Source organism: Streptomyces sp. NPDC003284 (assembly GCF_053589675.1).
Map to the genome: position 1 here is coordinate 46,856 of NZ_JBSFSI010000021.1, position 15,646 is coordinate 62,501.

14 protein-coding genes and 1 pseudogene are annotated in these 15,646 nt (G+C 72.6%); 6 read left to right on the plus strand and 9 right to left on the minus strand.

Features of this window, described 5'->3' with window-relative positions; genetic code table 11:
- Nucleotides 1-19 precede the first annotated feature (19 nt).
- The 5 genes from ACWDYF_RS31335 to ACWDYF_RS31355 all read right to left on the minus strand — a co-directional run bounded on the left by ACWDYF_RS31335 (nt 20) and on the right by ACWDYF_RS31355 (nt 6,149).
- Nucleotides 20-1,363 (minus strand): methylaspartate mutase, encoded by a 1,344-nt coding sequence (locus tag ACWDYF_RS31335; RefSeq protein ID WP_389471261.1) that lies wholly within the window; start codon nt 1,361-1,363, stop codon nt 20-22.
- A complete protein-coding gene (locus tag ACWDYF_RS31340; protein WP_018568331.1) occupies nt 1,360-1,860 on the minus strand; it encodes a cobalamin B12-binding domain-containing protein in 501 nt (166 codons plus the stop codon). The genes ACWDYF_RS31335 and ACWDYF_RS31340 overlap by 4 nt, the downstream gene beginning before the upstream one ends.
- Nucleotides 1,857-3,110, minus strand: coding sequence for a type III PLP-dependent enzyme domain-containing protein (locus ACWDYF_RS31345; RefSeq protein WP_389471257.1), 1,254 nt, complete (start codon nt 3,108-3,110; stop codon nt 1,857-1,859). The genes ACWDYF_RS31340 and ACWDYF_RS31345 overlap by 4 nt, the downstream gene beginning before the upstream one ends.
- A complete protein-coding gene (locus ACWDYF_RS31350; protein WP_389471254.1) occupies nt 3,107-4,591 on the minus strand; it encodes an AMP-binding protein in 1,485 nt (494 codons plus the stop codon). The genes ACWDYF_RS31345 and ACWDYF_RS31350 overlap by 4 nt, the downstream gene beginning before the upstream one ends.
- Nucleotides 4,592-4,904: 313 nt before the next feature.
- On the minus strand, nt 4,905-6,149 hold the full coding sequence (locus ACWDYF_RS31355; RefSeq protein ID WP_389471250.1) for an FAD-dependent monooxygenase: 1,245 nt from the start codon (nt 6,147-6,149) through the stop codon (nt 4,905-4,907).
- 209 nt (nt 6,150-6,358) lie between these two features.
- Here ACWDYF_RS31355 and cutA point away from each other — a divergent pair, with 209 nt between their 5' ends.
- Complete coding sequence (gene cutA / locus ACWDYF_RS31360) at nt 6,359-6,679, plus strand: divalent-cation tolerance protein CutA (protein WP_389471245.1); 321 nt, start codon at nt 6,359-6,361, stop codon at nt 6,677-6,679.
- A 282-nt stretch (nt 6,680-6,961) separates the two neighbouring features.
- Entirely contained in the window at nt 6,962-7,471 is a 510-nt protein-coding gene (locus tag ACWDYF_RS31365) for a DinB family protein (protein ID WP_389471242.1), read from the plus strand.
- Between the two features lie 30 nt (nt 7,472-7,501).
- Here ACWDYF_RS31365 and ACWDYF_RS31370 read toward each other — a convergent pair.
- Nucleotides 7,502-8,482, minus strand: a pseudogene (locus tag ACWDYF_RS31370) (IS630 family transposase); the annotation flags it as partial.
- Between ACWDYF_RS31370 and ACWDYF_RS31375 the strand changes: the two are divergent.
- The 4 genes from ACWDYF_RS31375 (at nt 8,426) to ACWDYF_RS31390 (ending at nt 12,436) form a co-directional block, all read left to right on the plus strand.
- Nucleotides 8,426-9,439, plus strand: a complete 1,014-nt coding sequence (locus tag ACWDYF_RS31375; protein WP_389471239.1) for a TfuA-like protein — start codon at nt 8,426-8,428, stop codon at nt 9,437-9,439. The pseudogene ACWDYF_RS31370 and the gene ACWDYF_RS31375 overlap by 57 nt on opposite strands.
- A complete protein-coding gene (locus ACWDYF_RS31380; protein WP_389471236.1) occupies nt 9,436-10,578 on the plus strand; it encodes a YcaO-like family protein in 1,143 nt (380 codons plus the stop codon). The genes ACWDYF_RS31375 and ACWDYF_RS31380 overlap by 4 nt, the downstream gene beginning before the upstream one ends.
- Nucleotides 10,571-11,359, plus strand: a complete 789-nt coding sequence (locus ACWDYF_RS31385) for a class I SAM-dependent methyltransferase (RefSeq protein ID WP_389471233.1) — start codon at nt 10,571-10,573, stop codon at nt 11,357-11,359. The genes ACWDYF_RS31380 and ACWDYF_RS31385 overlap by 8 nt, the downstream gene beginning before the upstream one ends.
- A gap of 72 nt (nt 11,360-11,431) precedes the next feature.
- Nucleotides 11,432-12,436 carry an NAD(P)H-dependent glycerol-3-phosphate dehydrogenase gene (locus tag ACWDYF_RS31390; protein ID WP_389471230.1) on the plus strand — a complete coding sequence of 335 codons (1,005 nt, stop codon included), beginning with the start codon at nt 11,432-11,434 and terminating at the stop codon, nt 12,434-12,436.
- A 22-nt stretch (nt 12,437-12,458) separates the two neighbouring features.
- On the opposite strand, the gene mftE is transcribed toward ACWDYF_RS31390, so the two are convergent.
- The 3 genes from mftE to ACWDYF_RS31405 are packed head-to-tail and all read right to left on the minus strand — an operon-like array spanning nt 12,459 to nt 15,627.
- The gene (gene mftE / locus ACWDYF_RS31395; protein WP_389471227.1) at nt 12,459-13,331 is read right to left on the minus strand and encodes a mycofactocin biosynthesis peptidyl-dipeptidase MftE; all 873 of its coding nucleotides are present in this window, start codon (nt 13,329-13,331) and stop codon (nt 12,459-12,461) included.
- Nucleotides 13,328-14,773, minus strand: a complete 1,446-nt coding sequence (gene mftF / locus ACWDYF_RS31400; protein WP_389471224.1) for a mycofactocin biosynthesis glycosyltransferase MftF — start codon at nt 14,771-14,773, stop codon at nt 13,328-13,330. Before mftF ends, mftE begins: the two co-directional genes overlap by 4 nt.
- Complete coding sequence (locus ACWDYF_RS31405) at nt 14,770-15,627, minus strand: mycofactocin-coupled SDR family oxidoreductase (RefSeq protein WP_389471221.1); 858 nt, start codon at nt 15,625-15,627, stop codon at nt 14,770-14,772. Before ACWDYF_RS31405 ends, mftF begins: the two co-directional genes overlap by 4 nt.
- Between the last annotated feature and the right edge of the window lie 19 nt (nt 15,628-15,646).

Here is a 15,646-nt window from a genome sequence, read left to right on the forward strand (position 1 = left end):
TCCACCCCTACCGGTGCCACTAACCCGGCAGGAGTTCCGCCCCGGCGCCTTCGGTGATCTCCAGCGCCGCTTCGTCGTACCGCTGCCGGACATGGAAGAGATCCTTGAGGAGATCCGCCGACGTGATCTTCCTCGCCGTGCCCTGTTCCGCTATTCCGCGCAGCGGCAGCCGTCCGATGTCCGCCCAGCGCATCCGCCCGTCCGGGCCGATATAACTGCGCGCCCGGCCCGCGTTGTCCGGATGGACGCAATAGGGCACATCCAGATAGCCGAGCCGGAACGCGGCCAGCAGCGCCCGCCCCAGGTCGTCGTCGAGCCCCAGCACCGCGTCGACCAGCGCCCGCGCCTCCGCGTACGTCGGCGAGTCCCCGAGGACGTCGGGCGCCCCCGGACGCTCGGGGGCGGTGCGCCGGGCCACCGCGTCGGCGTACTCCAGGGCGAGCACGTTCTCCGCGATCGTCGGGATACGGCGGGCCTCGGCGACCGTCTTCACGATCAGCCGGTGCGCGCCCGTGGTCACCGCCAGCTCGGCGGCCCGGCCCAGCAGCCGGTGCGCGCCCCGGTACGTCTCCGGGTACACACCCATGTACGCGTAGATGACCACATGCCAGTTGTCCGTGGGCAGCAGCTCCTGGCAGAGCCGGCGCAGCGCGCCCACCGCCTCCCGGTCCTGGCCCATGTCGGTCTGCTGGGCGTAGCTCAGCGACAGCGACCGGATGCCGTGCTGGGCGAAGAACATCGCCTCCAGGAAACTGATCGCCACCAGCTGCGAGGGCGGGCACAACTGCCCCATCATGCAGCCGCCGAACGTCTCCAGATGCGGTTCGACACCGGTGTCCCGCAGCCGCGTGTACAGCTCGCAGCAGGCCTCCCAGTTCTTCACCCCGTCGGCCAGCGGCGTACGCCCGTAGGGCAGGCAGTACGAGACCGGACCGCCCTCCGTCGCGTTCAGCCGCAGCCGCAGCAGCGCCCAGAAGATGTCGACGGGCGTCGCCGAACCATGCCTGACCTGCACCGGGAAGGTGGCGTCGCGGACACCCGCGAGCACCGCCTCGGTGGTGGCGGGCGGGTGGTTGACGACCGGGTAGCCGTTCAGCTTGATGCCCTCGCGCAGCGCCTCCTCCACGGCGGCCAGCTCCCCGACCCGGGTGTAGCTGTCCAGGGTGAGCGTGCCGACCGTGGTGGCGTCCGCCCCCTTGGCGGCGACCAGTCCCTCCCGCATCAGCCCCGGATCGCCGAAACCCATCCGGGGCTGGACGACCAGCCGCCCGTCGGCGCCCGCCGCGCGCACGAACGCGCCGAAGTCCACGGGCGCGGGCACGGCGGGCGACCGGCGCTGCCGGAAGGGGCGGCGGCCGCTCACAGGGCCACCCGGCCGGCCTTGTCGAGGCTGCGCTCGGGCGCCGGAAGCGTGGTCAGGAAGCCGCGGAACGCGCCGACCGGGTCCTGGCCGTCCTCGAAGACGGCGTCGAACCCGGCGGCGGTCAGTTCCTTGGCGCGTACGGCCGCCTCGGCGTCGTCGGTGCCCAGCTTGCCGCCGATCACGACGGGTGTGGCGGCCAGCGGGGCCAGCGCCCTGAGCTGGCCTATCACCCGCATGCCGTCCTGGTAGCCGTGCCCGTTGACGCTGCTGACGACCACCATGTCCGGCTCCAGGGCGTGGCACTCGCTGACCAGCAGGTCGTCGGGCACACACGGACCGAGGTTGACGACCGTGTACCCGCACTCCTCGATGAGCAGTTGCAGGAACACCAGGTTCCAGGTGTGCGAGTCGGAGGCCACCGAGGTGACGATGACGGTGCCCTTGGACCGCTCGGCGTCCTTGCTGCCGCTCTCCTCGGGCAGCAGCGGGCGGCTCACCTGCGGCCTCCGTTCTCCACCGGCGTGCGCACATGCGCGATCCGGGTGGCGGAGACCACCTCGCCGCCGGACACCGCGACCTCGACCGGCGCCGGGCGGCCCAGGAACATCAGCAGGCTCGACGTCGGCCCGTACGCACCGGTGTTGGGGATGGCGAGCAGGTCGCCGTCGCGCACGTCGGCGGGCAGCTCGATCTGGCGGCCCAGGACGTCGCCCGGGGTGCACAGCGGGCCGACCAGGCTCGCCTTCTCCGTCCCGCCGTCCACGGGCACATGCACGGTGACCGGCATCAGCCGGCCCAGCCCCGACATGCCGCCGAAGGTGTTGATGCCCGCGTCGGCGATCACGAACTTCTTGCCCCGGCTCACCTTCACATTGCTGACCCGGGTGACCAGCGTGCCGCAGTCCCCGGCCAGATAGCGGCCGGACTCCACCGCGAGCCGCGGGGTGCCCTCCCGCCAGGACGGGAAGTGCACGTCGAGCGCCGCCTCCAGCTCGGTGCGCAGCTTGGGATAGCTGTCCCGGCCGCCGTGCTGCGCGTACGGCACGGAGAAGCCGCCGCCGATGTCCAGCAGCCGCAGCGGCACCCCCAGATCGTCCTGGATGGCGGCGGCCACCCCCAGGGTGTGCGTCAGCTCGCCGATCAGGGCGTCCTCGTCCTTGGCGTTGGACTGCGAGAACAGATGCAGCCCGGCCAGCCGGGTACCGGCCACCGACCTGAGTTCCGGGGCGAGTTCGGCGACGGTCTCGCTGTCGATGCCGAACTGGGTGGGCGCGCCCGTCATCCGGATGCTGGTGGTGGCGCTGGCCGTGGCGCTGTTGATGCGCAGCAGGCAGTCGACCACCGTACGGTGCGCGAGGGCCGCCTCGCCGATGTGCCGCAGATCGCTCAGCGACTCGGCGGAGAAGGTCTGCACGCCCCGGCCGACCGCCTCGGACAGCTCGCCGGGCGTCTTGCCGGGCCCGGTGTAGAGGATCTCCGAGCCCTGGTAGCCGGCTTCGAGCGCCGCCTCCAGCTCGCCGGTGGAGCTGATCTCGGCCCGGCACCCCGGCCCGTCGCCGTCGCCGCCGCGCAGTGCGCGCACCAGGTCCACGTGCGGGTTGGCCTTGAAGGCGTAGAACACCTCGAAGCCCTCGGGCAGCCAGGAGAACAGGTCGCGCCGGGCCGCCCGCGCGCGGTCCAGGTCGTACACGTACAAGGGGGTGCCGAACCGGCGGGCCAGCTCGGTGGGGTCCGTGGACTGGGTCATTTGCCGCTCCCGTCGAGCATCAGGGCCAGCTCCTTGCGTGCGTTCTTGCCGTGCTGGGTGAGCGGGAAGTCGCTGAGCACCCGGCAGATCGCCGGCACCTTGGCGGGTTCGAGCCGCTGGGTCAGCTCCTTGAGGACGGTGCGCGGCGGCAGGTCGCTCTCCACGAACAGCGCCAGGTCGTGGGTGTCGCTCGGCGGCAGCACGGCCGCCGCCCGCACGCCGGGCACGTCCATGGCGGCGCCCTCGATCTCCAGGGTGCTCATCCGGAAGCCCTTGCGCTTGAACATGTCGTCGCGGCGGCCCTCGAAGTACAGATAGCCGTCCTCGTCGAGCCGCCCGTAGTCGCCGGTGTGCAGCCGGCGTTCGCCGCTCTCCGGGTCGGTGCGGAAGGTCTTCGCGCTGACCTCGGGGTTCTTCCAGTAGCCGGGCATCACGTGCGGGCCCACGGCGACGATCTCGCCGACCTCGCCGACGGGCACCGGGCGGCCGTCCGCGTCCAGGATCAGCACCCGGGTGCCGGGCAGCGGCAGTCCGACGGCGCCGGGGCGCTCGGTGTCCTCCCCGGGCGGCATGACGGTGATCCGCTTGGCCTCCGTCTGCCCGTACTGGCGCACCACCCGCACACCGGGGAAGTGCCGGCGCAGCGCGTCGATGGTGGCCTGCGGCAGCGCCGCACCGGTGTTGGTGAACATCCGCACCGGCGCCTGCGGTCCGTCCTCGCGCTCGGCCAGGGTGACGATCATCGAGGCCAGCGAGGGCACCAGCGGGACGACCGTGGCGCCCGTCTCCCGCATCCGGCGCAGCAGCAGCAGATCGGAGTCGCGGTCGGCGAGGACGACCTCGCAGCGCGCGACACACGTCATCAGGACCTTGTACAGGCCGTAGTCCCAGGACATCGGGAAACGGCAGAAGACCACGTCGTCCGGGCGGTAGCCGAGGCCCTCGGTCAGCGCCCGGGTCGCGAAGGTCACCTGGGCGTGCGGGCAGATCACCGCCTTGGGCGCGGCCGTCGACCCGGAGGTGTAGATCAGGGTGGCCACGTCGTCCGGCCGGGCCTCCTGCCCGCCGTCCGCCCGTGCGCCGCGCTCGCGCAGCTCCTCCACCTCGGGCCACAGCTCCTCGAAGAGCCGGACCGACCCGGCGATCTCCGCGAGACCGTCCCCGCTGGCCGCGTCGCCGATGACCAGCACCGGTTCGGCGTTGGCGACGACCTGGCGCAGATGGAACATCTTCATCGCCGGGTTCAGCGGGACGAAGACCGCACCGGCCCGGGACGCGCCGTAGAACATGGCCGCCAACTGCCGGGTGGTGGGCAGCTGGAGCACGACGCGGTCGCCGCGGCGCACCCCGCGGGCGTGCAGCCAGGCCGCGAACGCCTCGCTGTACGCGGCCAGTTCGCGGTAGCTCCAGCCGCCCGCGGCGTCCCGGACCGCGGGGGCGTGCGGCACCTCGTCCACGGCCTCGTCGAGGAGACCGTGCACGAGTCTGCTCCGGGCGGCCCGCCCGTCATGCGCTTCGGATTCTTTCAGTGACGAATACGAGTGGCTGACCAACGTCGCACCCCGCTTTGAGTTGTGGCTCGGTTCGCCGAAATCCGCTTTCGCCGATTAGCTCGTTGGCCACGGTATGGGGGGTGCGGCAGCGGTCAAACCCCTAACTCCCCCTAGAGGTACCGGACAAGGCTGGTGCAATCCGGAGAGGGGGAGTCGATTCGAGGAGTCCTTGAGGGGTTCGCCGCGGTGTCCGAAGGCCGCGCAGTACTAATTCTGTACTCAGCCTCGATTGATGCCGGATTCAGTCTCGAACGCCGCTCGACCGGGCGCCGGACACCGGCAGCGGATAGTCCTTCAGCTCGATCGCCTCCGCCGCCCGCACCGACAGCCTGGAGAACAGCGCCGACAGCGGCCCCAGTTGCAGCACCCGGTAGGTCAGGTTCCGCAGCCGGATCCGCCGGTCGGTGGCGGGCGCGAGCATCGGACCCGCGCTGTCGGCGTTCTTCTGGCAGCCCAGCGCGTACGCCCGGATCTGCTCCTCGTACGCCGCGAACGCCGCGCGGTGACCGGGCCGGGTGGCCAGCTCCCCGGCGAGCACATACGCGCACACCAGGGCGAGCCCGGTCCCGAGGCCGCCCATCGTCGCCCCGTACCCGGCGTCGCCCAGCAGCACGACCCGGCCCTCGGAGAACCGGTCAAGGCGGACCTGTGCCATCGCGTCGAAGTAGAGGTCCTCGGTCTCCTCCAGCGCCTTCAGTGCCCGCGGCACCTCCCAGCCGAGCCCCGCGTACCGCTCGCGCAGGATCTCCCGCTGCCGCTCGGGCCCCAGTCGGGCGTACCCGGGATCCTGCTCGGCGAACACCATGGTCACCAGGGCCTTCGCCGGGTCGCCGCCGTAGTGCGCGAGCCCCACCGCCCGGCCCGGCGCGTTGAACCAGCGCGCCGTGCGGTCCAGGCCCAGGTGGTTGGGGGCGTCGTAGACCGCCACGTAGTGGTTCAGGAAGCGCAGATGGCGTGCCTCGTCGCCGAAGACCAGGCGCCGCACGGTGGAGTGCAGCCCGTCGGCGCCCACCACCAGGTCGAAGGTGCGCGGCGCGCCCCGCTCGAAGGTGACGTGCACCTCGTCGGGGGTCTGCTCCAGGGTGGCCAACGAGTCGCCGAAGACGTACTCGACGCGGTCCTTGGTGTGCTCGTGGAAGATCTCCGAGAGGTCGCCGCGGAAGATCTCCACGTCGCCGCTCATGAACTCCGGCGGCAGGCTGGCCTGTTCCCGACCGTCGGGGCCGATGAAGTGCTGGGTGCCCATGTGCGTCTGCCGCTCGCGGACCGCGTCCCACAGCCCCATCCTGCGCAGGACCTCCCGGTGGGCCGCTCCCCGGAAGTCCACCGCGAAGCCGCCCCGGCGCAGCGCCGGTGCCTTCTCCACGATCGTCACGGCGCAGCCGTGGGCGGCCAGCCAGTGCGCGAGGGCCGGCCCCGCGACGCTCGCTCCGGAGATGAGGACGCGCCGGTCGCGCAGGGCGTCGGGGCTGGCTTCTTCGCGCACGATGTCTCTCCCGTGGACGGACCCGGAACACTCACGCAGATTGTGTCCCAGGAGCCGCCGGGAAACCGCCATGCAGGGCCGGGCGACCGGAAACGATCGCTTCGGGTGGCGGCGGGGGCGGGGGGGAGGAGGAGGGGGGCGGGAGCGGCCGAGGTTCATGGGGCATTCGGCCGTAGGCTCGGCTGCGGTCGGCTCGCTACCCTCCCACCATGACTGAGCATGTGCAGGTCTCCACCGCCACGCCGGAACGCCGGAACGCCGTCGATCTTGCCCGGGGAGCCGTCCAAGGGCGTCTGGCAGCCGGCTCCCAGATCATCGGGCCCGTCACCTCGGTGTTCCGGCACCTGGGCGAGTTCGGTGAGGGCGAGGAATGGCGGCTGTTGCTCACCACGACCAGGGAACGGTATCCGGAACTTGAGCGGTACATCCTTGAGAACCACCCATGGGACAGCCCGGAGGTCATCGCCGTCCCGATCGACGGAGCCTCCCGGTGCCTCAAGTGGATCTCGGAGAACGTCTCTCCGAACTAGGCCGTATATCGAAAGCAGACCTTGGGACTGTCAAGTGGTAGCTGATGAGGCTCAGTTACCTGGCCTTCCGGCTCCTGACTGCTAGTGCTGTGACCGCGAAGGTTCGCCGGGTTGCTGGGGCAGTCCTTGATCGCCGTCCAACCGGCGGCACGTGGTACGTCTCCAGCGAAGCGTTGTCGTATCCCCGGTGTAGCGTCCGGGCCGAAGTCGGGTTCATGTTCTGCGGTTGACGGAGGCGGGCGGATGACGAGTACGGCAGGCGTCGGAGGACAAGCGCGGCGGGTGAACGCCGAACTCGACGCGCTCAAGGGTGCCCTGGACCACCAGCGCGCGCACGTCCTCGGGATCCTCGAAGGGCTCTCGGAGGATGATCTGCGGCGGCCGGTGTTGCCTAGCGGTTGGAGCTGCCTGGCCTTGCTGCGCCACCTCACCCTGGATGTCGAACGCTTCTGGTTCCCCGGGGTGATCGCGGGCGAGCCGGATGTGGCTGGGCAACTCGCGGCAGGGGCGGAGGCGCACTGGTACGTACCCGAGGGGATGACCAGCGGCGAGGTCTTCTCCGCCTATCGGGCAGCCATCGCCCGCGCGGACGCGGTACTCGCCGCTGCCAGCCTGGAGCAGGAGCCCGCCGCGTGGCCCGTGGAGATCTGGCCGACCTGGCGGCTGCCTGACGTGCGGCACATCGTGATCCATGTGCTCACCGAAGTCGCCTGCCATTGTGGCCACTTGGACGCGGCACGCGAACTCATCGACGGCACCACCTGGCTCGGCGGCAACCCTTACACCGGATAGTCCTGTGACCGAGTGAGGTTCGTCGGGTCGTCAGGCCGCAACAATGAGAGGGCGTCCGCCCCACCGGATGCCCCTTTCGCTTCGGACGCGGGCGCGTTCTTTGCGTTCGGCGGCCAGGACATCGTGGTGGCGGGCATTGGCGTTGCGCCAGCGCAGGCAGGCGTGCAGGGCCCGGGTCTGCACGGTGTGGTGGGGGTGGTGGGAGTTGGCGATGGTGAACTGCCGCAGCGGTCTGAAGTGGGCTTCGATCGGGTTGGCCCATGAGGCGTAGGCCGGGGTGAAGCACAGCTCGACCTTGTTGTTCTTGGCCCAGCGGCGGATGTCGGCGCCCTTGTGGGCGGACAGGTTGTCCAGGATCACGTAGATCGGTGTGCCGTCCGGGCGGGCGGCACGGATCGACTTCAGCGCGGTGAGCGTGTTGGCGGCGCCCTTTCTGCGGCAGTTGACGCCCCACAGGGTGTTGTCGCCGACCGAGTAGCAGCCATGGAAGTAGCGCACTCCGTGGGTGCGGTGACAGGTGGCGGGCAGCCGGTCGGGACGACCCTGTTCGGCCCAGCCCGAGCCCGCGGTGGGGCGGATGCCGAGCGGGCCGAACTCGTCGAAGGCGAAGACCCGGTCCGGGAAACGGTCCAGGACCCCCTCGATCCGGTCCAGTTTGGTGTCACGCGCGGGGTCCGGAGATTCCTTCCACGTCTTGGTGCGCTGGAAGGTGATGCCCCGGCGGGCGAGCAGGCAACGTAATGCTTCGCGGCCGATGCGGATGATCCGGCCGTGGACTTTGCGCAGGTAGGCGACCAGCTTGCGCAGCGACCAGCGGGTGAAGGGCTGGCCGAGCTTGGCCGGTCTGGTGATGGCCGTCGCCACGACGAACTCTTCGTCGTCAGGCTTGAGCAGGCGGGAACGGCCTCCCGCCCATCGAGGGTCCAGGCAGGCCAGGCCGATCTCGTTGAACCGGTGGATGACGTCCCGGACGGTGTCCTCGTCGGCCTGCACCAGCTGGGCGGCGCCGGGAGCATCGGCGCGCTGCGCGCCGCCGAGCTGGCCGACGTGGGGATGCTCGGCGTCGGCTCGGTCTGGCGCGCCTACATGAGCGGGCTGCTCGACGGCGACGACGAGGTGGCCGTCGCTCAGTCCACGGACGGCGATCTGAGCGCGTGCACGTGGCCGCTCGTGCGGGTGCGCCAGGTGGTCGCCCACGCCGAGCGAACCGGCCTCCTCACCGTGCAGGAAGGGGACCGGCTGATCGGCACGCTGGCCGAGGTCTACTACCCCCACCGGTCGCTGGAGGCGGTGTTGCGTGTCAGCAGGCGCGAGAAGCTGTCCGTCTTCGCCGAGTGGCTGGCCGCACAGGTGGCCGACGACACGCACTTCGGGGACGTGAAACGCGACGACGCCTTGCAGGCCGTGCGGGTGGCCTGCAAGCTGGCCGAGCAGCCCTGCCGGCCGGTGGAGGGTCTGACGTGGTCCACGCGCTGCTACCGGCAGTGGGCGAACGCCTTCGCAACGCAGGACACCGAGTCCGGCCGGCTCCCGACCCTGCGGCGGGTCACCTACCAGCAGATCTTCGATCCCGACTTCCCACGGCTCTGGTGGGCCTACCTGCGCGCCCTCGGCACGATCGGTCTGCCCCGGTCTGTGGCGTGCGCGGTGATCAACCCGCACGCCGACCTGACCGACGAGGCGATGGCCGCGCGTCTGCTGGCGCACGAGACCGAGGCCGACCGCGCCGACGTCGCCCGCTACGGAAACGTCAACGAGGCGGCCTGCAAGGCGCACCGCGGATTCTTCCCCGAGGCGATCAAGGAGGACGTGGTGCGGCAGATGCTCGCGCAGGTGTGGCGCGTCAGCCCGGATGACCTTGACGAGGCGGCGGAGCACCGCGGCCTGCACGGCGCCCGCGAAGCCGTCGAGGCGGCGCGCCCGTTCGTACTCGGCTTCCTCAAGGACCAGAAGGCGGCTCGACGTTGACCTCCATCACCTTGACCGGCACGGTGCGCGCCCGCGCTCCCGAGGACACCTGGGAGGCGCTGAAGCCCGAGATCGGCCGGTTCGGCATCAGCCGCGTCGCCCGGCTCACCGGCCTGGGCCACCTGGGCATTCCCGTCTGGACGGCTGTACGGCACTCCGCTCACACGCTGGTGACCTCGCAGGGCAAGGGCGCCACCGACACCCTCGCGAAGATCTCGGCGGTGCTGGAGGCCGCCGAACTGTGGCACGCCGAGCAGCCGCTGACCCCGGACGTCCGCAGCCCGCACCGCCGTCTGGACGTTCCGTATCCGCTGTATGAGCTGCCCGTGAAGATCGACCATCCCTCGCTCGCCGACGTGCCTCTCGACTGGGTCACCGGCCGTGGCCTGGTCTCCGGAGAGCCGGTCCTCGTCCCGGCCGACGTCGTACGCCGGGAGCTGCGGCCCGTCAGCGAGCCGGAGATCTTCCACGTCACGAGCAACGGACTCGCCTGCGGGAACACGCCGACGGAGGCCGAGTTGCACGCACTGCTGGAGACCGTGGAGCGTCATGCCCTGCACGAGGACTACGCCGACGGCGGCCGGGACAGGACGCTGGTCGACCCGGCGACGGTGACCGATCCGTACTGCCGGAACCTGATCGACACGTTCCTCGGCGTCGGCATGTGGCTGGAGATCGCGTGGGTGGGCAACGTCTTCGGCCTGCCGGTGTGCGCGGCCTACATCTGGTCGGAGGACTACCCGATCGTCTTCGCCGGATCGGGCTGCCACTTCCGGCCGGGCATCGCGCTGTCGCGCGCGCCCACCGAAGCCGCGCAATCCCGGCTGACCTGCATCGCGGGAACGCGGGACGATCTCGACTCGCACGAGAACGCGTTCGCCGCCAGCCCGGAGAGGCCCGCCCTCGCCGAACTGCCGGTCAGGGCCTGGCCCGTCGCGCACCCCTTTGAACCGGAGGACAAGGATCTGGCCGGACATCTGGGCAGCATCGCCTTCACTGTGGGCGCCGTCACCGGGTACGAGCCCGTGGCGTTCACACTGCACGACTCGCCCGCCTACGCCGCGGTGAAGGTCGTCGCCCCCGGACTGGAGATGCGCATCACCCGCTCGATCCCCCGCCCCGGGGGCCGCCGTGGCTGATCCGGTCCTCACCGAGTCGGAACAGGCGTACGCAGCGGCGTTCGGCGCGATGCACGCCGCCCGCGCGCGCAGCACGATCACCAGCAGGCTGTCCGCCCGCGCCATGGGCGATGCCTACCCGGCCGAACTGGACGCCTCCAGCTCCGCCGACTGGCCGCTCCTCGGCACGATGATCGGCGCGCTGCGGATGAGCCGGGGGGACAGGCTGGTCGATCTGGGGTGCGGAACGGGCGGCGTCGGCCTGTGGCTGGCCCGTGCGTTCAGCGTCTGCGTGACCGGCATCGACGTGTCCGGCGAGGCCGCGAAGCTGGCCACCGACAGCGTGCAGGACTTCTCCCTGCCCCAGGAGCGAGCGGCCTTCAAAGTGGGGTCGCGGGCGGCGACCGGGCTGCCCGACGCGTACGCGCACGGGCTGATCTGCGTGGATGCTCTGGGCAGCGGACGCGACCGGTCAGGAACCCTCCGGGAGGTCCGGCGCGTCCTCAAGCCGGGTGGTCGCGCGGTCGTCACGTCCAACCGTTCCCGGGTGGCACCGTCCCTGGCGCCGTGGGCGAGGCAGGCCGAAGAGGCCGGCCTTCTCCTTGAAGCGGAGCAGGAACGGCCGCATGAGCCGGGCATGTGGCGACGCCTGTTCGAGCTGTGGATCGAGTACGAGGACGAGTTGCGCCAAGAGCTCGGCCACGAGCAGGCGGAGGGCATGCTCGCCGAGGCCGAGGCACGCACACCGTTCCTCGCCCAGCGTCTGGCCGTCGTCGTTACATTGAGGCGTCCCAGCGCCTGACCCCGCCGTGGGGAGAGCCCGGCATCCGTCGCGCCCTGGAACACCGAAGCACCGAAGCAAGGAGAGTGCTGCATGAGCTGTCGTATCGCCGTCTACGGTGCCGGGAGTTGGGGGACCGCGTTCTCGCTCGTTCTCGCCGACGCCGGGTGCGAGGTCACGTTGTGGGGGCGTCGGCAGAGCGTGGTGGACGCGATCAACGAGACCCGCCGCAATCCCGACTACGTACGGGGCGCGGCGTATCTCCCGGAGGCCGTGCGGGCGACGGCGGACCCGGCCGAGGCCGCCCGCGGTGCGGAGATCGTGGTCCTCGCGGTGTCCGCGCAGCACGTGCGGCCGCTGCTGGAGGAGTGGCGCGAGTCGTGGGGGCCGCGGACCGTGTTCCTGTCGCTGATGAAGGGCGTCGAGCTGGCCACCACGAAGCTGATGAGCGAGGTCATCGCCGAGACGACCGGTGCGTCGCCCGACCGGATCGCCGTCCTGTCCGGCCCCAACCTGGCGCGCGAGGTCATGCTCCGGAAGCCGGCGGCGAGTGTCATCGCCTGTGCCGACGAGAGCACGGCGGCCCGGATCCAGGCCGCCTGCCACACCAGCACCTTCCGCTGCTACACGAACACCGACGTCATCGGCTGCGAGCTGGGCGGCGCCGTGAAGAACGTGATCGCCCTGGCCGCCGGTGTCTGCGACGGCATGTGCCTCGGGGACAACACGAAAGCGTCGCTCATCACCCGCGGACTCGCCGAGGTCACCCGGCTCGGCGTCGCCATGGGCGCCGACCCCCTCACCTTCGCCGGACTGGCGGGAATGGGGGACCTGGTGGCCACCTGCGCCTCGGCCCTGTCGAGGAACTACTCCTTCGGCCGCCGCATCGGCTCCGGGATGACACTTGAGGAGACGCGCGCTCTGGCCGAGGAGACCGCTGAAGGCGTGGCGTCCTGCAAGGCGGTGAGCACGCTCGGAGAGCGCCACGGCGTGGAGCTGCCGATCACCCGGGCCGTGACCGGGATGATCCACGAGGGCCGGGATCCCCAGGACGTCATGGACGCCTTGATGTCGCGCGCCGCGAAGGCCGAGGTCTGACCGCGCGCCGGCCGCTGTGCGGTCAGGTGGGCCGGGGGCCTCTGCGTGCGGTGGGTGGGGTGGTGCGTGTGGTGGAGGCGGTGGTCGGGCGTGCGGTGCGGGTGGGGGCGGGGGCTGTCCGGAGTGCGGTGCGGGTGGCGGTGGGGGGCGGCGGGGCTGGGGTGCGGGGGGTCGGTGGGGCGGTGCGGGCCGTCGGGGCCGGGGAGCAGCAGGGGTGCCAGCGGGTGCTGGCCGTGAGGAGGTCGGCGGTCCAGGAGTCGAGGCGGCGTCGGCCGTGGTCGGCGCGGGCGCCGGTGGGGTCGCCGAGGACGCCGTTGGGGGTGACGGCGCGGAGGCCGCCGCGGCGCAGCGCGGGCAGGAGGGACGGCAGCGGGCGGGTGTCGCCGGGCTCGGCGCGGTCACGGCGCACGGCGCCGGGGCGCAGTGCCAGCATGGCCGAGGTCTCGTCGCGGCCCGCGTGGCTGTCGGCCGGGTCGCCGGAGGGCTCCCAGAAGAACGCCCGGCGCCCCTCGCTCCGCAGCCGCCCGACCGCGCGCCGTATCGGCACGGCGTTGCCGCCGTGCCCCGAGACGAATGCCACGCCGGCGAACGCGTCGGCGGAGCGGCCCAGTTCGGTGAGCAGCAGTTCGGTCGCCGCCTGGCCGATGGACAACGTGCCGGGGAAGCCCGCGTGTTCACCGCTGGAGCCGTAGTGGACCGGCGGTGCCAGCACCACCCACTCCCGGACCGCCGCCAGCCGCTCGGCCAGTGCCAGCGCGATGTCCGTGTCCACGGTGAACGGCAGGTGCGGGCCGTGCTGTTCGGTCGAGCCGACGGGTACGACGAGTACGCGGTCGGCGGCGACCGCCGCCACCTCGGGCCAGGTCGCCCCGGAGAGCCTGCGCGGTCCGTTCACGCCTGCCGCACCCCGTCCCGTCCCGGCCAGGGCGACGGGTCCGGCAGCAGCGGCGCCAGGGTGCGGTGGCGCAGCGCGCCCCACCAGACACCGGCGCCGTAGGCCAGGTCGTCGGCGATCCGGGCGGCCACCCAGCCGGGCAGCGGCACCCCGGGACGGGCCGCCCGCCAGTCGGTCACATGGCGCCCCCAGGCGGCGGCCAGCAGCAGCCGTCCGTGCCGGGACGCGGCCAGCGCGGGCACCGCCACCGGCCACCAGGAGCGGGTGACCGCGTCGGCGAACATCCGGCCCGCGCCCCAGTGGCCGCGCAGCGCCAGCGCCACCGACTCCTGCGCGGGCACCCCCACCCCGTGCAGCTTGCGCGGCAGCAGCGCGGCGGTGATCAGCGCGGTGCCCGCGGCGGCGGCGGGGCGCCCGGCCGCGACGGCTCCCCAGCAGGCCAGCGTCCACGGCGACACCCGTACCGGCGCCGCCGCCGGGCCGTGCCGCAGCGCGAGCGGCGCCGCCGAGGTGCCGTAGTCGAAGCGCTGCCGCGCCCACGCCGACCAGCGTCCGCGCGGCGCGTGCCGGACCTCGGAGCCCGGCTCGTAGCGCACCAGCAGGTCCCGCGCGGCCAGCCGCCACACCAGGTCCACGTCCTCGCCGTAGCGCAACGACTCGTCGAAGCCGTCCAGTGCACGCAGCGCCGAGACCCGGACGACCAGCGCGGCCGTCGGGACGTAGCTGACCCGGCTGCCGGGCCGGACCACGGCGGGCAGCGGGCCCAGGTCGAGCGGTGAGCGCTCCCGCTCGTAGCGTTCCAGCACACTGCCGCCGGGCCTGCTGCGCACCCGGGGCGCCACCGCGGCCACCCGGGGGTCGGCGAAGTGCGGCAACAGCGCCTCCAGCCAGCCCGGTTCGGGCACCACGTCGGCGTCCAGGAACGCCACCAGTTCCGTACCGGCCAGCCGCCAGCCGCTGTTGCGGGCGGCGGCCGGACCCCGGGAGACCGGGTGGCGCACCGCCGCGCCGGGCAGCGGCACCCGCGAACCGTCGTCCACGACCACCGCCGCGGCCGGACCGCCCGGCGAACGCAGCGCCGACAGGGTGCTGTTCACCTCCGGACGGTCGCGGACCGGCACCACCGGGGTCACGTCCGTCGCAGTGAACGGGCCCGCCACGTAACGGGGATGGACCAGTCCGGCCGTGATCAGGCGGTCCGCCAGCCGCCGTTGCCCCGGCCGGGCGGGGACCGGCTCCCCGGCGAGCCAGCCGTCCACCAGCCGGGCCCCGGCGGCGGACAGCCGCAGCACCCGGTAGGGGGCGCCGCCGAGCAGGGTCCGGCCGCCGGACAGTCTGCTGAGGGAGGGATCGGGGTCCAGGCGCAGCGGCACGGCGGTGGCGGCCGTCTCCGGCGCGGCGGGCGGCGCCGCGGGCGTGGGGCGTGCGGGTACGGAACTCACGGCGTGAAACCTCCGTCGGCGTGGACGACCGTACCGGTCAGGGCGGACGCGTCGGGGCCGCACAGCCAGCACACGGCGGCGGCGACCTCCTCCGGTTCCAGCAGGCGTTCGAGCAACTGGTGCCGGGCGAACTCGTCGGTGTCCGCGAGGCCGTAGAGATCGGCGCTGGCGCGCAGCATCGGGGTGCGGGTGGAGCCGGGGGAGACGGCGGTCGCGGTGACGCCGGTGCCGCGCAGATCGGCGGCCAGGCCCCGGATCAGCCCCACCACCGCGTGCTTGGCCGCGTTGTACCCGGCCAGGTGCCACAGGCCGTGGTGCGCCGCAGCCGAGGCGAGCGCCACGAACCGGCCCGTGCGCGGCGCGGGCCCGGCCAGCATCCGGGGTACGGCGGCCCGCGCCAGGTTGGCCACGCCGCGCACCCCCGTCTCGAACAGGGCGTCCCACTCGTCGTCGGTGGTCTCCCACAGCGGCCGGCCGCCCGCCATCACCGCCGCCGCGGCCACGGCGGCGTCCAGCCGTCCGCCGCCGTGCCGGTAGGCGAGGTCCACCGCATCCTGGAGGGCCGCCCGGTCGCGGACGTCGGCCACCACCGGCAGCACGGCGCCCGGATGCCGCTCGGCGAGCGCGTCGAGTTCCTTGTCGGTGCCCAGCGGGTAGCCGACGCCGGGCAGGTCCCGGCAGATGTCCACGGCCACCACCAGCCAGCCGTCCGCGGCCAGCCGGTCCGCCACGGCCGCGCCGATGCCGCGCGCCGCGCCGGTGACGACGGCGGTGCGCCGCCCGGCTTCCTCGGCCCTGTCCGCTTCCGCTTCCGCTTCCGTGTCCGTGTCCGTGGTCCGGCAGTCCGTGTTCATGGTCCGGGGGTCCTCCTCT

What these genes read in the sequence shown, in the direction of transcription:
- ACWDYF_RS31345 (WP_389471257.1), bottom strand. Translation starts at nt 3,110, where the DNA reads ATGACCCAGTCCACGGACCCCACCGAGCTGGCCCGCCGGTTCGGCACC.
- cutA (WP_389471245.1), top strand. Translation starts at nt 6,359, where the DNA reads ATGACTGAGCATGTGCAGGTCTCCACCGCCACGCCGGAACGCCGGAAC.
- ACWDYF_RS31390 (WP_389471230.1), top strand. Translation starts at nt 11,432, where the DNA reads ATGAGCTGTCGTATCGCCGTCTACGGTGCCGGGAGTTGGGGGACCGCG.
- ACWDYF_RS31405 (WP_389471221.1), bottom strand. Translation starts at nt 15,627, where the DNA reads ATGAACACGGACTGCCGGACCACGGACACGGACACGGAAGCGGAAGCG.